Origin of the sequence: Novosphingobium endophyticum (assembly GCF_014640675.1) — a bacterium.
GTDB classification, from domain to species: Bacteria; Pseudomonadota; Alphaproteobacteria; order Sphingomonadales; family Sphingomonadaceae; genus Novosphingobium; species Novosphingobium endophyticum.
Genome location: NZ_BMHK01000002.1, coordinates 49189 through 69487, shown reverse-complemented (window position 1 = coordinate 69487; position 20299 = coordinate 49189). Strand labels below are relative to the sequence as shown.

The 20299-nt window shown below is 64.9% G+C and carries 21 protein-coding genes; 18 read left to right on the top strand and 3 right to left on the bottom strand.

All coding sequences use genetic code 11. The features are described from left to right. Positions 1 to 27: 27 nt before the first annotated feature. Together IEX32_RS01775 and IEX32_RS01770 are read right to left on the bottom strand one after the other, a co-directional pair. Entirely contained in the window at positions 28 to 267 is a 240-nt protein-coding gene (locus IEX32_RS01775; protein ID WP_188767720.1) for an acyl carrier protein, read from the bottom strand. Positions 268 to 482: 215 nt separating this feature from the next. Next, the gene (locus IEX32_RS01770; protein WP_188767718.1) at positions 483 to 845 is read right to left on the bottom strand and encodes a response regulator; all 363 of its coding nucleotides are present in this window, start codon (positions 843 to 845) and stop codon (positions 483 to 485) included. Between the two features lie 24 nt (positions 846 to 869). Between IEX32_RS01770 and IEX32_RS01765 the strand changes: the two genes are divergently transcribed. The 5 genes from IEX32_RS01765 to IEX32_RS01745 are packed head-to-tail and all read left to right on the top strand — an operon-like array spanning position 870 to position 4199. Beyond that, on the top strand, positions 870 to 1196 hold the full coding sequence (locus IEX32_RS01765; protein WP_308421014.1) for a DUF3572 domain-containing protein: 327 nt from the start codon (positions 870 to 872) through the stop codon (positions 1194 to 1196). After that, positions 1193 to 1828: an HAD family hydrolase gene (locus tag IEX32_RS01760; RefSeq protein WP_188767717.1), complete on the top strand. Its 636-nt coding sequence runs from the start codon at positions 1193 to 1195 to the stop codon at positions 1826 to 1828. Before IEX32_RS01765 ends, IEX32_RS01760 begins: the two co-directional genes overlap by 4 nt. Positions 1829 to 1832: 4 nt before the next feature. After that, a complete protein-coding gene (locus tag IEX32_RS01755; protein WP_188767716.1) occupies positions 1833 to 2297 on the top strand; it encodes a RidA family protein in 465 nt (154 codons plus the stop codon). Further along, positions 2278 to 3066, top strand: a complete 789-nt coding sequence (locus tag IEX32_RS01750; RefSeq protein WP_188767715.1) for a glycerophosphodiester phosphodiesterase family protein — start codon at positions 2278 to 2280, stop codon at positions 3064 to 3066. Before IEX32_RS01755 ends, IEX32_RS01750 begins: the two co-directional genes overlap by 20 nt. Next, positions 3063 to 4199 carry a GNAT family N-acetyltransferase gene (locus tag IEX32_RS01745; RefSeq protein WP_188767714.1) on the top strand — a complete coding sequence of 379 codons (1137 nt, stop codon included), beginning with the start codon at positions 3063 to 3065 and terminating at the stop codon, positions 4197 to 4199. Before IEX32_RS01750 ends, IEX32_RS01745 begins: the two co-directional genes overlap by 4 nt. A 19-nt stretch (positions 4200 to 4218) precedes the next feature. On the opposite strand, the gene IEX32_RS01740 is transcribed toward IEX32_RS01745, so the two are convergent. Continuing rightward, the gene (locus IEX32_RS01740) at positions 4219 to 4557 is read right to left on the bottom strand and encodes an SEL1-like repeat protein (RefSeq protein ID WP_188767713.1); all 339 of its coding nucleotides are present in this window, start codon (positions 4555 to 4557) and stop codon (positions 4219 to 4221) included. A 304-nt stretch (positions 4558 to 4861) separates the two neighbouring features. Here IEX32_RS01740 and dksA point away from each other — a divergent pair, with 304 nt between their 5' ends. The 13 genes from dksA to IEX32_RS01675 all read left to right on the top strand — a co-directional run bounded on the left by dksA (position 4862) and on the right by IEX32_RS01675 (position 20290). Beyond that, positions 4862 to 5320, top strand: a complete 459-nt coding sequence (dksA, locus tag IEX32_RS01735; RefSeq protein WP_188767712.1) for an RNA polymerase-binding protein DksA — start codon at positions 4862 to 4864, stop codon at positions 5318 to 5320. Positions 5321 to 5468: 148 nt separating this feature from the next. Continuing rightward, the gene (locus IEX32_RS01730; RefSeq protein ID WP_188767704.1) at positions 5469 to 5831 is read left to right on the top strand and encodes a PilZ domain-containing protein; all 363 of its coding nucleotides are present in this window, start codon (positions 5469 to 5471) and stop codon (positions 5829 to 5831) included. A gap of 67 nt (positions 5832 to 5898) precedes the next feature. Further along, complete coding sequence (locus IEX32_RS01725) at positions 5899 to 7425, top strand: ABC transporter substrate-binding protein (protein WP_188767700.1); 1527 nt, start codon at positions 5899 to 5901, stop codon at positions 7423 to 7425. A gap of 70 nt (positions 7426 to 7495) precedes the next feature. Further along, the gene (locus IEX32_RS01720) at positions 7496 to 7885 is read left to right on the top strand and encodes a DUF4112 domain-containing protein (RefSeq protein ID WP_188768144.1); all 390 of its coding nucleotides are present in this window, start codon (positions 7496 to 7498) and stop codon (positions 7883 to 7885) included. Positions 7886 to 7911: 26 nt separating this feature from the next. Beyond that, positions 7912 to 8112, top strand: a complete 201-nt coding sequence (locus IEX32_RS01715; RefSeq protein ID WP_188767698.1) for a hypothetical protein — start codon at positions 7912 to 7914, stop codon at positions 8110 to 8112. A gap of 221 nt (positions 8113 to 8333) precedes the next feature. Next, positions 8334 to 10841: a GcvT family protein gene (locus tag IEX32_RS01710; protein WP_188767696.1), complete on the top strand. Its 2508-nt coding sequence runs from the start codon at positions 8334 to 8336 to the stop codon at positions 10839 to 10841. A gap of 3 nt (positions 10842 to 10844) precedes the next feature. Continuing rightward, complete coding sequence (locus IEX32_RS01705) at positions 10845 to 12098, top strand: aromatic ring-hydroxylating oxygenase subunit alpha (protein ID WP_188767694.1); 1254 nt, start codon at positions 10845 to 10847, stop codon at positions 12096 to 12098. Beyond that, entirely contained in the window at positions 12095 to 12466 is a 372-nt protein-coding gene (locus IEX32_RS01700; RefSeq protein ID WP_188767692.1) for a cupin domain-containing protein, read from the top strand. The genes IEX32_RS01705 and IEX32_RS01700 overlap by 4 nt, the downstream gene beginning before the upstream one ends. Beyond that, a complete protein-coding gene (locus IEX32_RS01695) occupies positions 12463 to 13716 on the top strand; it encodes a sarcosine oxidase subunit beta family protein (RefSeq protein WP_188767690.1) in 1254 nt (417 codons plus the stop codon). The genes IEX32_RS01700 and IEX32_RS01695 overlap by 4 nt, the downstream gene beginning before the upstream one ends. A 1-nt stretch (position 13717) precedes the next feature. Next, a complete protein-coding gene (locus IEX32_RS01690) occupies positions 13718 to 13990 on the top strand; it encodes a sarcosine oxidase subunit delta (RefSeq protein ID WP_188767689.1) in 273 nt (90 codons plus the stop codon). Beyond that, entirely contained in the window at positions 13987 to 16848 is a 2862-nt protein-coding gene (locus IEX32_RS01685; protein WP_188767687.1) for a 2Fe-2S iron-sulfur cluster-binding protein, read from the top strand. Before IEX32_RS01690 ends, IEX32_RS01685 begins: the two co-directional genes overlap by 4 nt. Further along, positions 16841 to 17347 carry a sarcosine oxidase subunit gamma gene (locus tag IEX32_RS01680; RefSeq protein WP_188767685.1) on the top strand — a complete coding sequence of 169 codons (507 nt, stop codon included), beginning with the start codon at positions 16841 to 16843 and terminating at the stop codon, positions 17345 to 17347. Before IEX32_RS01685 ends, IEX32_RS01680 begins: the two co-directional genes overlap by 8 nt. 297 nt (positions 17348 to 17644) lie before the next feature. Further along, complete coding sequence (locus IEX32_RS01675; RefSeq protein ID WP_188767683.1) at positions 17645 to 20290, top strand: TonB-dependent receptor; 2646 nt, start codon at positions 17645 to 17647, stop codon at positions 20288 to 20290. Positions 20291 to 20299: the final 9 nt, after the last annotated feature.

Genomic DNA, 20299 nt, shown 5'->3' with positions numbered 1-20299 from the left:
CGGATCAAGTCCGGGATGACGCCTCGTTCAGCCGTGCAGCTTCACCACGGCGTCGACGAGCTGGCCGTAGTTTTCGATCTCGGCCTGCTGGTTCATCGAGATGATGATGTCGAACTCGTCCTCGATGGCGGCGACGAAGTCCATGACGGTCAGGCTGTCGAACTCGAGGTCGTCGGTGAAGCGGGTGGCATCGGTGATCTCTGCGCCCTTCTTGTTGAAGGGTTCGATCAGGGCGGCGATCCGGGCCGATGTCTCTTCGCGGTCCATGGTCTTGTCAACTCCGATAGGTTCGGGCGGCTCTCTGGCCGGGAAATGCGGCGCAAAAGCGGCGCCGGGGGGCAAAGTCAAGCATGGCCGTCAAACATAACGTCATCCCGGACCTGATCCGGGACCGGTGGCGGTCGCTCGGCGCGCGTTCTCGGCGAGGCCGCGTGTAAACACCGCCACCGGTCCCGGCGTTCGCCGGGATGACGGGAAGGGCGTCACAGCAGCGCCCTTACCGCCTGCATGAACGGGCCGATGGAGACCGGCTTGGCCAGATAGCCCTCGGCGCCGGCCTCGCGGATGCGTTCCTCGTCGCCCTTGCCGGCATAGGCGGTAACCGCAAGGACGGGAATGGCGCGCAGCACCGGATCGTTCTTCGCCGCCTCGATCAGGTCGAGGCCGGAGACATTGGGAAGCTGGATGTCCATGATGATCAGCCCGGGCACGAACTGACGGGCGCGGTCGAGCGCGTCGAGCCCGTCCGCCACCGGCTCGACGGCAAAGCCCTGGCTCCTGAGAACGTCGCAAAAGAGCTTCCGGTTGAGGTCGTTGTCCTCGACAACGAGGATTCGCTTTGCCATTCGAGGCCCTGACTACCATCTTGGGTGCAGAGCCCGCTCTATGACAGCCAAGCGAGACTGACAATTCTTGGAAAGCCGCCATCCCCAGCCGACGGTCCCGCCGCCGATCCTCATGCCCTCGCGCTGAACGCGCTCGGCTGGGTGCTGGGCGATGGCGATCGCGCCGCCCGGTTCCTTGCCCTGACCGGCCTCACGCCCGATTCGCTCAGGGCCTCGCTCGGCGAGCCGGGCACGCTCGCGGCGGTCATCGATTTCCTGCGCGCGCATGAGCCGGACCTGCTCGCCGCGGCCGACGCGCTCGGCGTGGAGCCGGAGAAGCTGGCGAGGACACGCGAAAGGCTGGGCGCATGAGCAGGCCGCTCCTCATCACCGACTGCGACGAAGTGCTGCTCTACATGGCCACGCACTTTCGCGACTGGCTGGCCGAGGAGGAAGGCGTCAGCTTCGACTTGAGCCGGGGTGATTTCAGCAGCGCGATGCGCCGTCTCCAGACGGAGGAACCGCTGGAGCCGGCGGAGATGTGGACGCTGCTGGGCAAGTTCTTCGACGGACAGATGCACCGCCAGACTCCGGTCGAAGGCGCGGTCGCCGCGATCGGCGAGATTTCGCGGCATGCCGATGTCGTGGTGCTCACCAACCTCATGGATTTCCGCAAGGAAGCGCGTACGCGGCAGCTTGCCGAGCACGGCATAGACTTGCGGGTCTTCACCAATCAGGGGCCGAAGGGGCCGGCGCTCAGGGCGATCATCGAGGAATATGCGCCGTGCCGTGCGGTCTTCATCGACGACCTTGCCCATCACCACGATTCGGTGTCGGAAGTCGCGCCCGAGGTGGTGCGGTTGCATCTCTGCGCCGAACCGGCGCTCGCGCCGCACATTCCCTGCGCCCTCAAGGCCGGCTGCGCCCACGCCCGCATTGACGAATGGGAAGCCGCGCTGCCCTGGCTTCTGGACCAACTGGCATACGCACAAGAGGATCGTTGAGAAAATGAGCGAAATAGACGCACGCCTGGAACAGCTTGGCCTTGTCCTTCCCGAGCCCGCCGCGCCGGTGGCGGCATATGTGCCGGTGGTGATAGCCGGCGGCTTCGCGCACGTTTCCGGCCAGCTTCCCTTCATCGACGGCAAGCTTGCGACCGGCCGGCTGGGCGAGGACGTTTCGCTCGAGCGGGGGGTCGAGGCGGCACAGGCCTGCGGCGTGATGATCCTGGCGCAGCTCAAGGCCGCGCTCGGCTCGCTCGACCGCGTCGAGCGGGTGGTGAAGCTCGGAGCCTTCGTCAATTCCACCGGAGACTTCACCGATCAGCCCAAGGTCGCCAACGGCGCTTCCGAACTGATGGTGGCGGTGTTCGGCGAAGCGGGCAGGCATGCCCGCAGCGCGGTCGGCGTGCCGGTGCTTCCGCTGGGCGCTGCCGTCGAAGTGGACGCTGTCGTTGCCGTTCGCCCTGCTTGATCGCTGGCTCTCGCCGCCGCCCGCCCCGCGCAGGGTCGCGTGGATCGGCGAGCACGACTATGCCCATCGCGGGCTCCACGGCCCCGGAGTGCCCGAGAATTCTCCGGCGGCCTTCCGGCGCGCGGTGGCGCGGGGGTTGGGGGTCGAGCTGGACGTGCAGCGTTCCAGCGACGGGCAGCCGGTGGTCTTCCACGACACGGACCTCGACCGGCTGACCGGCGAGACCGGCCCCGTGGCCAGGCGCAGCGCGGCGCAGCTCGGCGCGATTCCGCTGGCCGGCTCAAGCGAGACGATCCCGACGCTGCGGCAGGTTCTTACCGCAGTGGCGGGGCGGACGCCCGTGCTCATCGAGGTCAAGTCGCGCCGCGAGCAGCACCCCGCCGCGCTCTGCCTGGCCGTGCGCCGGGTGCTTGAAGGATACACGGGACCGCATGCGGTCATGAGCTTCGATCCGCGCGTGGCGCATTGGTACGCGAGGCATTCGCCGCACACCGTCAGGGGCCTGGTCGTGTCCGAAGGCGAGGACAGGGCGCTTCCGGGAAAAGTGCGCAGGCATCTTGCGCTCTGGCGTGCAAGGCCCGACTTTCTCGCTTACGATATCCGCGATCTGCCGAGCGGTTTCGCGGCGGCGCAGCGGCGCCGGGGCCTGCCGGTCGCGACATGGACGGTACGATCGGCCGAACATCGTGAGCGGGCCTCGGCCCATGCCGACGCGGCGATTTTCGAAGGCGCTCCGGCCGCAGCGAAAGGAGCCAGCGCGCAGGCGTGAGCGAAGGCGAATTCACGGCAAGGGTCCACGGCGCGATCGGCGAAATTCCGGCCGGGGAATGGGATGCCCTGACTCCGGGCGGCAATCCTTTCGTCTGCCATGCCTTCCTGAAGGCGCTGGAGGATTCGGGCAGTGTCGGCGGGCACAGCGGCTGGACACCGGTGCCGATCACCATCGCCGCGCCGGACGGAAGCCTGGCAGCGGCCGTGCCGAGCTATCTTAAGCAGCACAGCCATGGCGAATACGTCTTCGACCATTCCTGGGCCGACGCCTGGCACCGGGCGGGCGGCGAATACTACCCCAAGCTCCAGATCGCGGCGCCCTTCACGCCGGCGACCGGCCCGCGCCTGTTGACGCGCCACACCGAACTGGCGCTGCCGCTCCTGCGCGCCGCCGAAACGCTGTGCCGAGACCACGGGTTTTCCTCCGCCCATGCGACGTTCATCGAGCCCGGTCAGGTGCCGGCGTTCGAAAGGGCGGGCTGGATGCTGCGGGAGGATATCCAGTTTCACTGGGAAAACCGGGGTTATGACAGCTTCGACGCCTTCCTTGCCGCGCTGTCCTCACGCAAGCGCAAGGACATCCGCAAGGAGCGGGCGAAAGCGCAGGAAGGTGTGGAGATTCGCGCCCTCACCGGCGCCGACATTCGCGAGGAGCACTGGGATGCGTTCTGGAGCTTCTATCAGGACACCGGCGCGCGCAAGTGGGGCAGGCCCTACCTGACGCGCGAGGCCTTCTCCCTGTTCGGGGAGACAATGGCCGAGCGGATCCTGCTGGTCCTCGCGTTCATGGACGGCGAACCGATTGCCGGCGCGCTCAACTTCATCGGCGGCGAGGCGCTTTACGGGCGTTACTGGGGCGCGCGGATCGACAAGCCGTTCCTGCATTTCGAGCTGTGCTATTATCAGGCGATCGACGCGGCGATCGCGCTGGGCCTGTCACGCGTGGAAGCGGGCGCGCAAGGCGGGCACAAGCTGGCGCGCGGCTATGAACCGGTGCGCACGGTTTCGGCCCACTACATCGTCCATGACGGTTTTCGCGAGGCCATCGCCGACTTCCTCGAACGCGAGCGCGCCGGGATCGCCCAGGATCGCAACTGGCTGGGCGGGAGGACGCCTTTCCGCAGGGCCTAGCGGGTCGTCGCTAACCGCGTCAGGCGGCCTGGCGGGTCGCGGCGGCGAGCCATTCGCGCGCCCGGCGCTGGGCCTCGGCGATTTCGCGAGCGGTCATCTCGTCGGCCACTTCGGCGCGGCAGACCGACGCTTCCTCATGCCCGCCGACTGCGGCGAGGTTGAACCACTTGTGCGCCTCGATGAGATCGCAACTGGCCCCGTGGCTTCCCGTGGAATAGGTAACGCCGAGGTCGAAATAGGCCGAAACGTCGCCTTGCGCGGCAGCGGCAAGGCAGTTGGCGACCAGCAGGTCTTCGGCTTCGATATCCGCCTCGGCGGTGGCGATAAACAGGTTCTTCCTGGTCCAGGCAGTTTGCATTGCGTGATACCCCCCAAGTCTTCGCGATCCGACTGGAGCCGCGGTCGACCGGAGGAAGCTGGAGCCAGCGTGGTCAACATATGGTTAACGCGGCGCGTAAAAGTTTCAGATCGCAGTCCGAAAGATGGCTCAAGCCGAGACTGGATCAGGATTTTTGTGGACTGGCGGGCCATATGTGCTTGTGCCGCGAAATCCTCGCAATTATAGGCCCCTCCAACCGCGGATCGTCAGATGGTTGCCGGAAATGTCCGGGGCCGCTCGGGGCGTTGGAGGTCCGGGGGGGATTCGTGCGGAGATTCTCTGGATGGTAATGGCCCTGTCTGACGAAATTGATGTGCTGGCTAAGGCCAAGCGCGCGCTTGGAGGTTCCTATGTCGCCGAGAAAGGCGAAGCCTACATGTGCAAGGCGCAGCTGGATTATTTCCGCGAGTTGCTGCTGTCGTGGAAACGCCTGATCCTGGAAGCTGCCGCGGGAACGCTTCAGCAGTTGCAGGATGGTCCGATTCGCGAACCCGATCTCAACGACCGGGCTTCGAGCGAGACTGACTGGGGGATCGAACTGCGCACGCGCGACCGCCAGCGCAAGCTGATCGCCAAGATCGATTCCGCGCTGCGCCGCATCGAGGAAGGCGAATACGGGTTCTGCGAAGTGACCGGCGAACCGATCGGCCTCGGCCGGCTCGAGGCGCGCCCGATCGCGACGATGACGGTGGAAGCACAGGAAGCGCACGAACGGCGCGAAAAGGTTTCCCGCGACGACTGACCCATATTGGCACGGTGCTGCGAAACGCCGCCGGGTTACCAGGTTGGTAACCTTTTGTTTGCCACTGGTGCATAGCCTTCGCCAGCAGTTATATTCGCGAGCGCGTGCGGATGATCGCCTGCGCAATTCGAAACGCCGGATGGAGCTCATGATCAAAGGTGACAATCGGCAGATCGCGCGCGACAGCCTGTTTCTCCTGGCCGATTTGCGCGTCGATGGCATCGAGGGCGAACATCGCATCAAGGTGCGCAACCTGTCTGCCCGCGGCATGATGGGCGAAGGCGTGGTGCGGGTCGTGCCCGGCGCCTTTGTCTCCGTGAACATCCGCAATGTCGGCTGGGTGGACGGTTCGGTCGCCTGGGTTCAGGACAGTCGCTTCGGCGTTGCCTTTCGCGACGACATCGATCCCAAGCTTGCCCGCGTGCCGATAGGTTCCGGCGAGAATGCGACGCCGCGACACGCGCGCGGACATCGGCGCCCCATGACCGGCGGCGGCCTGCGCAAGATCTGAGAGGCCTTCGGGCGGAAATTTTCGTTAGCGCATTGCGGTACGCCGCAAATCGGCTACTCCGGCATTCATGCTCGCTGCGCGTAAAGCCTTCCGGGTCCTTGCCACTCTGGTCGCGCTCAGTCTCGCCGGGTGCGATTCGTTCGACGATGCCGCGCTCAATGTCGCCGTTATCGGCGACACGTCCGATCCGTTTGAATCGGGCATTCGCCTGAGTGTCGCGGGCCAGCTCACCAGGGCCGCCAGGGCGGAGGGGCTTGTCGCCTTCGACGAGAAGGGCCGCGTCATCCCCGCCCTTGCCGACCGCTGGATCGTGACCGACGATGGCCGCAGCTACATCTTCCGCCTGCGCGATGGCGACTGGGCGTCGGGCGATCCGATCACGGCGGAATCAGCCAGGGCGTCGCTCGTCGCGGCGCTGAAATCGCTGAACGGCACCTCGCTGGGGCGCGACCTGTCGGTGATCGACGAAGTGCGCGTCATGGCCGGCCGCGTGATCGAGATCCGCCTCGGACGGCCCATGCCCTATCTCCTGCAGCTTCTCGCGCAGCCCGAAGTGGGTCTGTTCGAGGACGGGAAGGGGGCCGGGCCGATGTCGATGACCAAGCTGGGGAACGTGGCGCGCCTGACGCCGATCAATCCGGCCGAACTCGGCCTGCCCGAAATCCTGAACTGGGATGAACGGACGCGTCAGATCAACCTGCTGGCGATCGGCGGAGCCCAGGCCGTGGAGCGCTTCAACGAGGGGCAGGCCGATCTCGTCCTGGGAGGGCAGATCCAGGATTTCCCGCTCACCCGCTCGGTCGGGATCCTGCGCGGCACGATCCAGCTCGATCCGGTGGTGGGCCTGTTCGGATTGCTGGTCATGAACGAGAAGGGCTTTCTGGCCGATCCCGCCAATCGCGAGGCATTGGCGATGGCGATTGACCGCGGCAAGCTCATCGCGCCCTTCGGCCTGGGCGGCTGGGATCCGACCACGCGGATCGTCACTCCGGCGCTCGACGGGGATATCGGCACGATCGGCGAGCGCTGGAGCGAACAGTCGCTCGATCAGCGGCGGGAAGTTGCCGCCGCGCGCGTGCGGCAGTGGCGATCCGCCTCTGGGAGAGACGAGCAAAAGGACGGTGACGCGGCCACCAGGGCTCCTGCCGCGCCGGGGGGCCTCGTGCTGAGGGTCTGGCTTCCCGAAGGCGAGGGATCGACGATTCTCTTCGACAATCTCGCTTCCGACCTCGCCACGATCGGCGCGAGTCTCGAACGGGTGGACGAATTTGCCGATGCGGACCTGGCGCTGATGGACGATGTCGCTCGTTATCCCAGCGCCGTCTGGTATCTCAATCGCCTGTCCTGCGGCTTGAAGCGCGGGCTGTGCTCGAAGCAGGCTGATGCCCTGGTGGCGGAGGCAGCGACCGCCGGGACGCCGCAGGAGCGCGCGGCGCTGCTGACCGAAGCCGAGGCCGAGCTGACTTCGGCAAACGTCTTCATTCCCTTCGGCTCGCCCGTCCGTTGGTCGCTGGTGCGCGGCAGTGTCGATGGCTTCGCCGTCAACGGCTGGGGCTGGCACCCCTTGATGCCGCTTGCCTGGCTGCCCAAATGACAGAGAGCATTTTTGGCGGTGTGGAGAGAGAGGCAGGGCTTTGGTGACTGGACGAAATTCCGCGCGGCGCATGGATGCCGATCTGCCGTTCGGCTCTGATCCGTCGTCTGTGCGCCGGCGCATCGAAGCACTGGAACAGGTCCTTGAGCGCGCCTTCGAGGTTCCGGGCATCGGCCGCAAGGTCGGGCTCGACGCGATTGTCGGTCTGGTGCCGGTCGTGGGCGACCTCATCGCCGCCGCCCTTGGCATGTATCTCGTCTGGGAAGCGCGCAACCTGGGCATGTCGAAGTGGCAGATCGCGCGCATGACGGCCAACGTCGGCGTCGATACCGCGCTCGGCGCGATCCCCTTGGTGGGCGACGCGTTCGACTTCGTCTTCCGTTCCAACACCCGCAATCTCAGGATCATCCGCAAGCACCTCGACAAGCACCATCCCGAAACGCGGATCATCGAGGGCTGAGGTTCCATGTCGTCAGGATTCATCGCATGAGAACGCCGTGTCTGCTGCTCGCCGTGCTGGCGCTGTCCGCGTGCGGCAAGGGCGATTCCGAACCCGGCCCCGGCGGTGTGACCGTGGGCGAGGCGCGCGCGCTCGACGAGGCGGCCGCCATGCTCGACGAACGCCGCCCGCCGGCCGAGGCGCTCCAGGGCGCGACGGAGGAGACGGCGACCGAAGCCGCCGAGTAGCGAGGCGTTTCCTGCCGTCATCGCGGACGTAGCGTACCGGGTCGCGCCGTATTCAACGGCGCCTTGCCTTCGGGGCGGAACGTGCACCGTGCCGGGTTTGAGCATCTCGGCATAAACCCGCGTTTGCACGTCACATTAGACATTGTAATTCTTTTACTCGTCATTGCGGAGAGGCCGAGCAGACTGGCATATCCGGTGCGAGAACGCGCTTGGAGAATGAAATGCAGTCAACCGCACGAGTGGTGGTAATCGGGGGTGGCGTCGTCGGCGTCAGCACGCTCTACCATCTGGCCAAGATGGGTTGGTCGGATGCCGTGCTGCTTGAACGCCACGAGCTGACGTCTGGTTCGACCTGGCACGCGGCAGGACTTCTGCCGCTGTTCAACATGAGCTACTCGGTCGGCAAGCTGCACCAGTATTCGGTAGAACTCTATCCTTCGCTGGAGGAAGAAACCGAACTCAATGTCGGCTTCTCCAACGTCACCAACATTCGTCTTGCGACCAGCCCTGACCGCATGGACGAATACCTCTATTACGCGGGCGTCGCCCAAACCATCGGCGTGGATGTCGATTTCCTCACGCCCGAGCAGGTGAAGGAAGTCTGGCCGCTGTGCCAGACCGAGGGTATCATCGGCGCGATCCAGCACCCGGCCGACGGCTATATCCAGCCCGCCGACCTGACCCAGGCGCTGGCCAAGGGCGCCCGCATGCGCGGCGCGAAGATCCATCGCAACACCGTCGTCACCGGTATCGCCCAGAAGCCGAACGGCGAATGGGTCGTCTCCACCGACAAGGGCGACATCACCTGCGAGCACGTCGTATCGGCCTCGGGCAACTTCGCCCGCCAGACCGGCGCGATGGTCGGGCTCGACATTCCCGTGGTTCCGGTCGAGCACCAGTACATCGTCACCGAGCCGCATCCGGACATCCTGGAGCGGCGCGCGAAGGGCCTGCCCGAGATGGGCGTGCTGCGCGAATCGGATGCGTCCTGGTACATGCGTGAGGAAGCCGGGGGCCTGCTGCTCGGCCCCTACGAAGTCGGCGCCCCGGCCTGCTATCTCGACGGTCCCGCCGACAACGCCGAGTACGAGCTGTTCCCGGACGCGCTCGATAGGCTCGAGCCCTATATCATTTCCGCGATCGAGCGAGTCCCCGCCTTTGCGGAGGTCGGCCTCAAGAAAGTCTACAACGGCGCAATCGCCTATACGCCCGACGGGTCGCCCATCGTCGGTCCTGCCTGGAACCTGAAGAACTTCTGGCTCAACGAAGGCCACAGCTTCGGGATCACCGCCGCCGGCGGCGCCGGGTGGCAGCTTGCACACTGGATCGTCGAGGGCGAGCCCTCGATTGACATGATGGGTGTCGATCCGCGCCGCTTCGGCGATTACGCCAGCCGTGGCTATCTGATCGAGAAGAACGAGGAGGCCTATGCCAAGGTCTTCACCGTCCACTATCCCGACGAGGAGCGCGAAGCCGCCCGCCCGCTGCGGCAGACCCCGTGCTATGACCGCATGAAAAAGCTGGGCGCCGTATTCGGCAGCGTCTTCGGTTGGGAGCGTCCGAACTGGTTCGCGCCGGAAGGCTACGAACTGACCGATGCCGATCTCGACAAGCCCGAGGTCATCCTCAACCACAACCACCCGGCCGTCGAGGGTGAGCCGATCCGCGAGAAGTGGTCCTTCCGGCGTTCGAACTATTTCGAGCACGTAGGCAACGAATGCCGCCACGTGAGCGAAAAGGTCGGCCTGCAGGACATGAGCGCCTTCGCCAAGTGTGAAATCTCCGGCCCCGGCGCGGAAGCATGGCTCGATACGCTGCTCACCAACGCCATTCCCAAGAAGGTCGGCCGCGTTTCGCTCTCCTACCTGCTGACGGCGAAGGGCGGGGTGCGGAGCGAGTTTACCGTCTACAAGGTCGCTCCGCAGCGCTACTATCTCGTTTCGGCGGGCGCTTTCGAGCGGCACGACCACGATTACCTGAGAAAGGCGCTGCCCGGTGACGGCTCGGTCAGCTTTGAACGGCTGACCACCGCGATGGGCGTGCTGGTGCTGGCCGGACCGCGTTCGCGCGATGTGCTGGCCAAGGTGACCGGCGCCAATCTTTCGAACGAGGCGTTCCCCTGGCTGACCGGTCAGAAGATCAGCATCGGCGCCGCTCCGGTCGATGCCTTGCGCGTCAACTTCATCGGAGAGCTGGGCTGGGAAATCCATCACCCGATCGAGATGCAGAACTACATCTTCGACAAGCTGATGGCGGCGGGCGCCGAATTCGACATCAAGCCCTTCGGTATCCGCGCCATGGATTCGATGCGGCTCGAAAAGAGCTACAAGCTGATCCCGCGTGAACTCTCGGTCGAATACTCGGCCTTCGAGAGCGGCCTCGACCGTTTCGTCAGCATGAAGAAGCCGACGTTCCAGGGCCGCGATGCCCTGCTTGCCTGGCGGGAACGGGGCGTATCCAATGCGTTCGTGACGATGGAAGTCCACGACGTCACCGATGCCGACGCGCGCGGTTCCGAAGTCATCTACCTTGGCGACAAGGTCGTCGGCCGCGTCACCTCGGGCGGTTACGGCTGGCGCGTGGGCAAGAGCCTCGCGCTGGCGATGGTCGGCCCCGAACACGCGGCGCCGGGCACCGAACTTGAAATCGCAATCCTCGGCAAGCGGCACAGGGCGACCGTCATTGCCGATTCGCCCTTCGATCCGGACAACCAAGCCCTCAGGAGCTGACCAATGTCACGCTTTGAGTCCATATCGGCATTGCTTTCCCAGAACCGTCCCGGCCTGACTCTCCCTCGGGATCTCTATGTCAGTCAGGAGGCTTTCGAGTTCGATACCCAGGTGATGCTCAAGTCGGTCTGGCTCTATGCCGGCACGGTTGCGCATGTGAAGAAGCCGGGCGATTTCTTCCTGTTCGAAGTCGCCAACAACTCGATCATCGTCGTGCGCGGAAAGGACATGCAGGTCCGCGCCTTCTACAACAGCTGCCGCCATCGCGGTGCGCGGATCTGTCAGAACAACAGCGGCCATTCGTCGCGCCTGACCTGTCCCTATCATCAGTGGACTTATGGTCTCGACGGCTCGCTGATCGTGGCGCGCGGGATGGTGGCGGGCTTCAGCAAGGCGGACCATGGACTGGTCCCCGTGGCCCTGGAGAACATCGGCGGACTGCTGTTCATCTGCATGAACGACAACCCGCCGCCGATCGACCGGGTGAAGAAGGACATCGGCGAACAGATCGCGGTCTATGACCTCGAACGCTGCAAGGTCGCGGTGCAGGACAACCTGATCGAAGACGCCAACTGGAAGCTGGTTATGGAAAATAACCGCGAGTGCTACCATTGCGGCGCCGGCCATCCCGAGCTGATCAAGATCCTGGGCACCTACGGCTTCGGCAAGGGCCTGCCCGAGGACGGCGAAGAGGATCTCGTTGAGGACGACGTCTTCGACGCCATGCTTCATGCCAAGCGGGACGAGTGGAAGAGCCTGGGCATCTATCATGACCTCATCGAGTTTCCCGGCGACTGGTGGCACCGTGTCGCCCGCCTTCCCCTCGCCAATGGCGCGCTCACACAGTCGGTCGACGGCAAGCTGGCATGCAAGAAGCTGATCGGCCCGTTCAAGGAGCCCGAGACTTCCAGTCTTTCGGTCTGGACCGAGCCCAACAGCTGGCACCACTTCTGCTGCGATCATGTGGTGACGTTCTCGCTCACCCCGATCGGGCCGGACAAGACGCTGCTGCGCACGAGCTGGCTCGTCCACGAGGATGCGGTGGAAGGCGTGGACTACGACCCGGAGCATATCGCGGGCCTGTGGCGCGCCACCAACAAGCAGGACAGCTACTTCTCGTCGATCAACCACAGGGGCATCGCGACGGACGGCTATCGTCAGGGGCCTTACGCGGTCGAAGAAAAACTCTGCGGCCACTTCAAGGACTTTTACGTCGAGCATGGCAAGGCCGCGCTGGAACGGATGCGGGTTGCATGACCGAACTCTTCGCGAACACGGGAAGGGGTGCGTTGCCGCTACCCTCAGACGGTTCGGCCGTGCTGCGGACCGGCCGGGAGTGGCGGGAATGCGGCACGCCCGGTTTTCTGATCCAGCCCCTGCTGGAGGATGAGGACGCGGGCGTGCGGACCTGGCTGATGAAGATCGAGCCCGGAGCCTTCGCCGGTGTGCATAGCCACGCCGAAGTGGAACAGGTCTACGTCCTCGACGGGGAATTCTACGACGACGATGCGAGTTACGGCGCGGGCGACTACGTCGTGCGTGCGGCGGGCACCGAACATGTTTCGGGCAGCCGCGAAGGTGCGACCGTACTGCTGGCCTATTCGCGAGCGGAGCACGCCGCATGACCCGTTTCAACGCGTTCAATCTCTTCGCCAAGGCCCTGGGCGGGCACAAGTCCTGGCCGGAGCAGTGGCCCGATGCCCGGCCGAAGCCGTTCTATGACGCGATCATCGTCGGTGGCGGCGGCCATGGGCTTGGCGCTGCCTATTACCTGGCGAAGAAGTACGGCATCCGCAACGTCGCGGTGATCGAGAAGGGCTGGCTGGGCGGCGGCAACACCGGCCGCAACACCACGATCATCCGCTCGAACTATCTCTACGACGAGAGCGCCCATCTTTACGATCACGCGGTGAAGCTGTGGGACGGGCTGAGCCAGGAACTCAACTATAACACCATGTATTCCAAGCGCGGCGTGATGATGCTGGCGCACAACGTGCATGATGTTCAGAGCTTCAAGCGGCACATCCACGCCAATCGCCTGAACGGCGTGGACAACGAATGGCTGACGCCCGAAGAGGCCAAGGCCTATTGCCCGCCGCTCAGCATCGATCCGGGGGCGCGCTACCCGGTACTGGGCGCCGCCTTGCAGCGGCGCGGCGGCACGGCACGGCATGACACCGTCGCCTGGGGGTATGCCCGCGCGGCAGCGGCGCTGGGCGTGGACATCATCCAGAACTGCGCCGTCACCGGCATCCGCCGTGGTCCAAGCGGCGCGATCGAAGGCGTCGAGACGGAACGCGGTTTCATCGCCGCCCCCAAGGTGGGCGTTTCGGCCGCCGGCAACAGCTCGGTCATCATGCAGATGGCGGGACTGCAGTTCCCGCTCGAAAGCTATCCCCTGCAGGCGCTGGTTTCCGAGCCGATCAAGCCGGTCTTCCCCTGCGTCGTCATGTCGAACACGGTTCATGCCTACATGAGCCAGTCCGACAAGGGCGAACTGGTGATCGGCGCCGGCACGGACCAGTACGTCAGCTATTCGCAGCGCGGCGCCCTGCATATCATCGAGCACACGGTGGCGGCGATCTGCGAGATCTTCCCGATCTTCCGCCGCATGCGCATGCTCAGGAGCTGGGGCGGCGTCGTCGACGTGACGCCCGACCGTTCACCGATCCTCGGCAAGACGCCGGTTCCCGGCCTTTACGTCAATTGCGGCTGGGGCACCGGTGGCTTCAAGGCCACGCCCGGCGCGGCGGACCTGCTTGCCTACACGATCGCCAGGGACGAGCCCCATCCCATCAACGCGCCCTTCAATCTCGATCGCTTCCGCAACGGAAGACTGATCGACGAAGCGGCGGCAGCAGCGGTGGCGCACTGAAATGCTTTTGATTCACTGCCCCTATTGCGACGAGAAGCGTCCCGAAATCGAATTCGCCTATGGTGGAGAAGCGCATATCGCGCGGCCTCACGATCCTTCGACGCTGAACGACGAGGAATGGGAAGGCCACCTCTTCATCCGTTCCAATCCTCGCGGCCGGCATCATGAACGCTGGCGCCACATCCATGGCTGCGGGCGCTTTTTCAATGCGGTGCGCGATACGGTGACCGACAAGTTCGAAACCACCTACAAGGCCGGAGAGCCCCGTCGATGAGCGGATACCGGATGGAGGGCGCGGGGCGCCCGGACCGCTCGCAGCCGGTGCGCTTCAGCTTCGATGGCGAGAGCTATCAGGGCTATGCCGGCGATACGCTGGCCTCCGCGCTGCTGGCGCAGGGCGTGACGCTGTTCGGCCGCTCGTTCAAGTATCACCGCCCGCGCGGTGTGCTGGGCGCCGGCGTGGAAGAGCCCAACGCGCTGGTTTCGGTCATCCGCGGCCCCGGACGCTTTACCCCCAACGTGCGCGCGACCTCGGTGGAGATCTACGAGGGGCTGGAGGCGGTCAGCCAGAATCGCTGGCCTTCGCTGAAGACGGATGTCGGATCGATCACCGATCGGCTCGGCATGTTCTTCCCGGCGGGCTTCTACAACAAGACCTTCATGTGGCCGCGTTCTTTCTGGGAAAAGGTCTATGAACCCGCGATCCGCCGCGTGGCGGGCCTGGGCGACGCACCGACCGAAATCGACCCCGATCGCTACGCCGCGACTTACGCGCATTGCGATCTGCTGATTGTCGGCGCCGGCCCGGCGGGCATTGACGCCGCGCTGGAGGCAACCGGCACCCGCAAGCGGGTGATCCTGATCGACGAACAGAACGAACTGGGCGGCGGCGCGCTTTCCGATCCCGCGCTGAATCCATGGCTGGAAGCCAGCGTGCGGGATCTGCGGGCGGCCCCGAACGTGCAGATCCTGACGCGCTGCACTGCCTTTGGGTTCTATCACGACAACTTCGTGGGCGCGGTGGAGCGGCTGACAGAGCATCGCGCCGATATCGGCGACGGCCCGCGCGAAAAGCTGTGGCGTATCCGCGCGGGCGAAGTCGTGCTGGCGCAAGGTGCGATCGAACGTCCGCTGGTGTTCGAAGGCAACGACACGCCCGGTGTGATGCTGGCCTCGGCGGCGCGCGCCTGGCTGCTGCGCTATGGCGTCGCGGTGGGCCGCAAGGTCGTGCTGATGGCGAGCCATGACAGCGGCTGGCGCGATGTGTTTGCGATGGCGAAGGCGGGCATGAGTGTTGCCGCTATCGTCGATGTGCGCGGCACCGTGGACCAGGCCCTGCTCGATTCTGCGGCGCAGCTCGGCATCACCGTCCATCTCGGATCGAGCGTGATCGGCGTAAGCGGCCGGCATGCCGTTTCGGGCATCGAGGTGGCCGCAAACGACGGCGGCAACCGCCGCAAGATCGCCTGCGATGCGCTGCTGATGGCGGGCGGCTGGACGCCGACCATCCATCTCTGGTCGCACAGCAAGGGCACCATTGCCTGGCGCGACGACCTCGGCGCCTATGTGCCGGACAAGCCCAACGAGAACGTGCGGTGCGTCGGCGCCTGCGCCGGCAAGTGGGACTTCGGTTCGGGCGTGGTCGTCCCGGCCCTGCCCACACCCAGGGACCCGACCCGGATCAAGGCCTTCGTCGATTTCCAGAACGACGTGACCGCCAAGGACATCGGCCTGGCGGTGCGCGAGGGCTTCAGGTCGATCGAGCACGTCAAGCGCTACACCACCAACGGAATGGCGACCGATCAGGGCAAGACGTCCAACCTGAACGGTCTGCAGCTCGCTTCCACCGCCCTGGGCCGCGCGGTGACGGAGGTTGGCCTTACCACCTTCCGTCCGCCCTATACGCCGCAGACGTTCGGGGCGCTTGCCGGACGGGCCAAGGACGCCCTGTTCCAGCCGACGCGCAAGACCGCGATCGACGGCTGGGCCGAGGAGAACGGCGCCGTCTACGAGCCCGTCGCGCAGTGGCGCCGCGCGCGCTATTTCCCGCGCGGCAGCGAAGACATGCACGCCGCGGTCAACCGCGAATGCCTTGCCGTGCGCGAGGGGGTGGGAATTTTCGATGCCTCCACGCTGGGCAAGATCGAGGTTGTCGGCCCCGATGCGGCCGAATTCCTCAACCGCATGTATACGAACCCGTGGAAGCAGTTGCAGCCGGGGCGGTGCCGCTATGGCCTGCTGCTGAAGGAAGACGGGTTCATCACCGACGATGGCGTGGCCGGCCGCATTACCGACGATCGGTTCCACGTGACGACCACCACCGGCGGCGCAGCGCGCGTGCTGAACATGATGGAGGACTATCTCCAGACCGAGTGGCCGGACCTCGACGTCTGGCTGACCAGCACGACCGAGCAGTGGTCCGTGATCGCCTTGCAGGGTCCGCGCGCGCGCGACGTGATCGCCCCGCTGGTCGACGACATCGATCTCTCCGCCGAGGCGTTTCCGCACATGGCCGTGAGACTTGGTCATATCTGCGGCGTGCCGACCCGCCTGTTCCGCGTGAGCTTTACCGGTGAGCTGGGCTTCGAGATCAATGTGCCCGCGCAGTACGGCCGGGCCATATGGGAACGCGTGTTCGAAGCCGGCCGGCCCCATGGCATCACGCCCTACGGCACCGAGACGATGCACGTGCTGCGTGCGGAGAAGGGTTATATCATCGTCGGCCAGGACACCGACGGCACGGTGACGCCGATGGACGCCGGGATCGACTGGGCGATCGGCAAGAAGAAGCCCGATTTCGTCGGCAAGCGCTCGCTCTCGCGGCCGGACATCGTCGCTCCCGGCCGCAAGCACCTGGTCGGCCTGCTGACCGAGGATCCCGACGTGGTGCTGGATGAAGGGGCGCAGATCGTGGCCGATCCTTCGCAGGCCGTGCCCATGACGATGCTCGGACACGTGACGTCATCCTACTGGAGCGCCTCGCTCGGCCGCTCGATCGCGATGGCGCTGGTCGCTGGTGGGCATGAACGCATGGGCGAAACCCTGCACATCCCCATGCCCGGCACGACGCACCGTGCGGTGGTGACCGGCACCATCTTTTTCGATCCGGAAGGGAGCCGTCTGAATGGCTGACAGTCTGCATCGCGCCTCTCCGCTTCCCGGCGGGACCGTCACGCTTGAAGGCGCCACGCTTTCGGCTGCGCCGGAAATGGGCCGCTATTCGCTGCGCGCCCGCGACCCTGCCGCGCTTGCCGCGCTCATCGGGCGCGAACTGCCCGATGCGATCGGCGCTTGCAGCGGCGGTATCGCGCGGTTGGGTCCGGACGAATTCTACGCTCTGCTGCCGGCGCAAGATGCCTTGCCTTCGGGCGAAGGCGGACCGGTAAGCATCGTTGACGTAAGCGCGCGCGCGGTGGGCATCGTCGTCGAGGGGGCCGGTGCGGCGCGGGCCATCATGGCCGGCTGTCCGCTCGATCTGGACAGGATGCAGCCCGGCCGGGCGACGCGCACGGTATTCGAAGGGGTCGAGATCCTCCTCGTGCGCGAAACCGAAACCCGTTTCCAGATCGACGTCTGGCGCAGCTTCGCTTCCTGGTTGTGGCGCTCGCTCGCAGGGGTGAATGCTGCCTGATGTCGTCGTCGGCCGAGCAACGGACAAACGCCACTCTGCGGCATGAAATGTCAGGTGCGCCTGAGTATCATGGCGCACGCTCGGGATACATCGGCGCCTCGATAAGATCACGTTATGAATGCGATAAACTTTCTTTTTTGGGGGATTGCGAGGGTTTTGCGCATTGATTTGTTTTCGAGTGTGCGCACTATCGCCCGATGGTGCTGACGAGGTTCACCGGTTCGCACTCCGATCAAGAGCAAAATAATAAAAGTGTTCCTGAGAGGGCAGGTCGTAACTTTATCTATCGGGGGAAGCATGAGCAAACTACTTAACGCCGCTTCATCAATCGCGATCATCGCGGTTTCAAATACAATATCCTTTTCTGCCATAGCGCAGAACGCAACCGAATCCGAAGGTCGCGCTTCGCCCCAGGCCGGTGGTGGTATCGCTGAAATCGTGGTCACCGCCACGAAACGCAGCGAGAGCCTTCAGAAGGTGCCGATCTCGGTGCAGGCCATGGGCGAGGAAGCTCTGGCGCAACTGGGCGTCGCCAACGCCTCGGACTACATTACGCAGATGCCCAACGTCACTGCTGGCGGTGGCGGACCGGGTCAGAACACGATCTATATCCGCGGCCTCGCATCGACGACGCCCAACCTGACCACGGCCGGCGTGGCGGGTCTTGCGCCCAACGTTGCGATGTACCTGGACGAGCAGCCGCTTTCGCAGCCGGGCCGCAATCTCGACGTCTATGCCGCCGACCTGGCGCGTATCGAAGTCCTGTCGGGTCCGCAGGGAACGCTGTTCGGCGCCAGCAGCCAGGCGGGCGTTATCCGCCTGATTACCAATGAACCCAAGCTGGGCGTATTCGAAGGCAACGTCAAAGCCGGCGTCGCCTTCACCAAGAGCGGCGACATGAGCGCCAACGCAACGGCCGTCGTCAACGTGCCGGTCACCAGCAATCTGGCGGTTCGCGGCGTTGTCTACCTTGACCACCAGGGCGGCTACATCGACAACGTGGCCGGTACGCGCGACGCGTCGGAAAGTGCGCGTTTCCGTTCCGCCGATACCGTGCGCTACAATGGTACCGTCGTCGGTCCGGTTCGCGCGGGCTTCCAGTCCGGGGCGGACCTTTCGGGCGTCAACTTCATCCAGGCGAACAACGCCGGCCTTGTTGAAAAGAATTTCAACGACGCCCAGTACAGCGGCTTTCGCGCCACCGCGCTGTGGGAGATCACGCCCGACTGGTCGATCAAGGTGGCGCACACCCGCCAGGGCCTCGAAACCGACGGCGTCTTCTTCGAGGATCCGACGCTGGGCGACCTCGAAATCCAGCGCTTCGAAGCCGACAAGATGGAGGACAACTTCAGCAACACGGCGTGGACCGTCGAAGGCCGCCTCGGCGCGCTCGAACTGGTCTACACCGGCGCCTATACGGATCGCGAAACCCGCCAGCGGGTGGACTATTCCGACTATCTCTTCGTCGGCCAGTACCTGCCGTACTACATTTGCGACGGCTCGGTTTCCTACCCCGGCGCGGGCGGTCCCTCGGGAACCTGCCAGGCACCGAACCTGTTCGTGAAATCGGACTCCGATTTCACCAGCTTCACGCAGGAACTGCGCTTCAACACTCCCGCGGAAAGCCGCTTCCGGGTCACGGCGGGCGGCTTCTTCAGCGACCAGGTGCTTAAGGAGCGCAACGACTTCCACTATCCCGGATCGCAGTTCGTGCAGGGCTTCAGCCCGGGCGTGGTCGGCTTCGCGCCCAACTTCCCGTTCATGACGGGCTACACGTCCGATCCCGGCCCGTTCCCGGCCGGCGTCATCTTCCGCAACGACGTGAAGCGCACCGACAGGCAGTTCGGCGTGTTCGGCGAAGCGAGCTTCGACATTGTGCCGGACGTGGTGACGGCCACCTTCGGTGCGCGCTACTACAACGTCGAGGTCGATCTGGCAGGCAGCGCCAACAGCTCGTTCTGTAACCTGTCCGGCCCCAACGGTACCGACACCGACAGCTTCGGCACCGACATCAGCGACCTCTACAACGGCGACGGTCAATACACCGACCACGCCAGCTGCGGTGCGCCGACCACCTACACGCTTGACGGCGTCGATGCGACCACGCCGGACCGTATCGTCGCGGCCCTCAACGCGCCGGACAAGGCGAAGGCCAAGGGTGTGATCTTCAAAGGCACCGTCAGCGTCAGGCCGACCGACAACATCATGTTCTACGCCACGTATTCGGAAGGCTTCCGTCCCGGCCTGCTGAACCGTCCGGGCGGTGCGCAGGGTCCCGGCGGCTATACGGTGCCCTTCGCGCTTGATACCGACGATGTCCGCAACTACGAAATCGGCTGGAAGACCAAGCTGTTCGAAAACCAGCTGATCTTCAACGGCAGCGCGTTCTACGTCGATATCTCCAGGCTGCAGACCACGATCTTCGATCCCAGCATCACCAACCTGTTCTTCTCGGACAACGCGGCTGACGCCTGGATCAAGGGTATTGAGGGAGAGGTCACTTTCGCCCCCTATGCGGTTCCGGGGTTGACGGTGTCCGGTGCGTTCTCGCTGCTTGACACCAAGATCACGAAGGTCCTCACGCCGACCGACGACGTGCAGGTAGGACGCGACCTTGCCTATGCGCCGACCTTCCAGGGCAACCTGCGGGCGCGCTATGAGTGGGAAGCCGCTCCGGGCCTGACCGCGCACGTCATGCCGCAGATGGTGCATTCATCGTCCAAGTTCACCGACATCATCGACATCAACAGGCTGAAGCTGGATGGCTATACGACCTTCGGCCTTGCCGCCGGTGTCGCGAAGGACAACTGGACCTTCGAAATCTACGGTGACAACCTGAGCGATGAGCGCGCCCAGATCAGCGGCGACTTCTACTACGATCGGCCCCGCGTGGTCGTGAACCGTCCGCGGACGATCGGGATGCGCGTCTCCTTCCAGTATTGAACTGGCGCG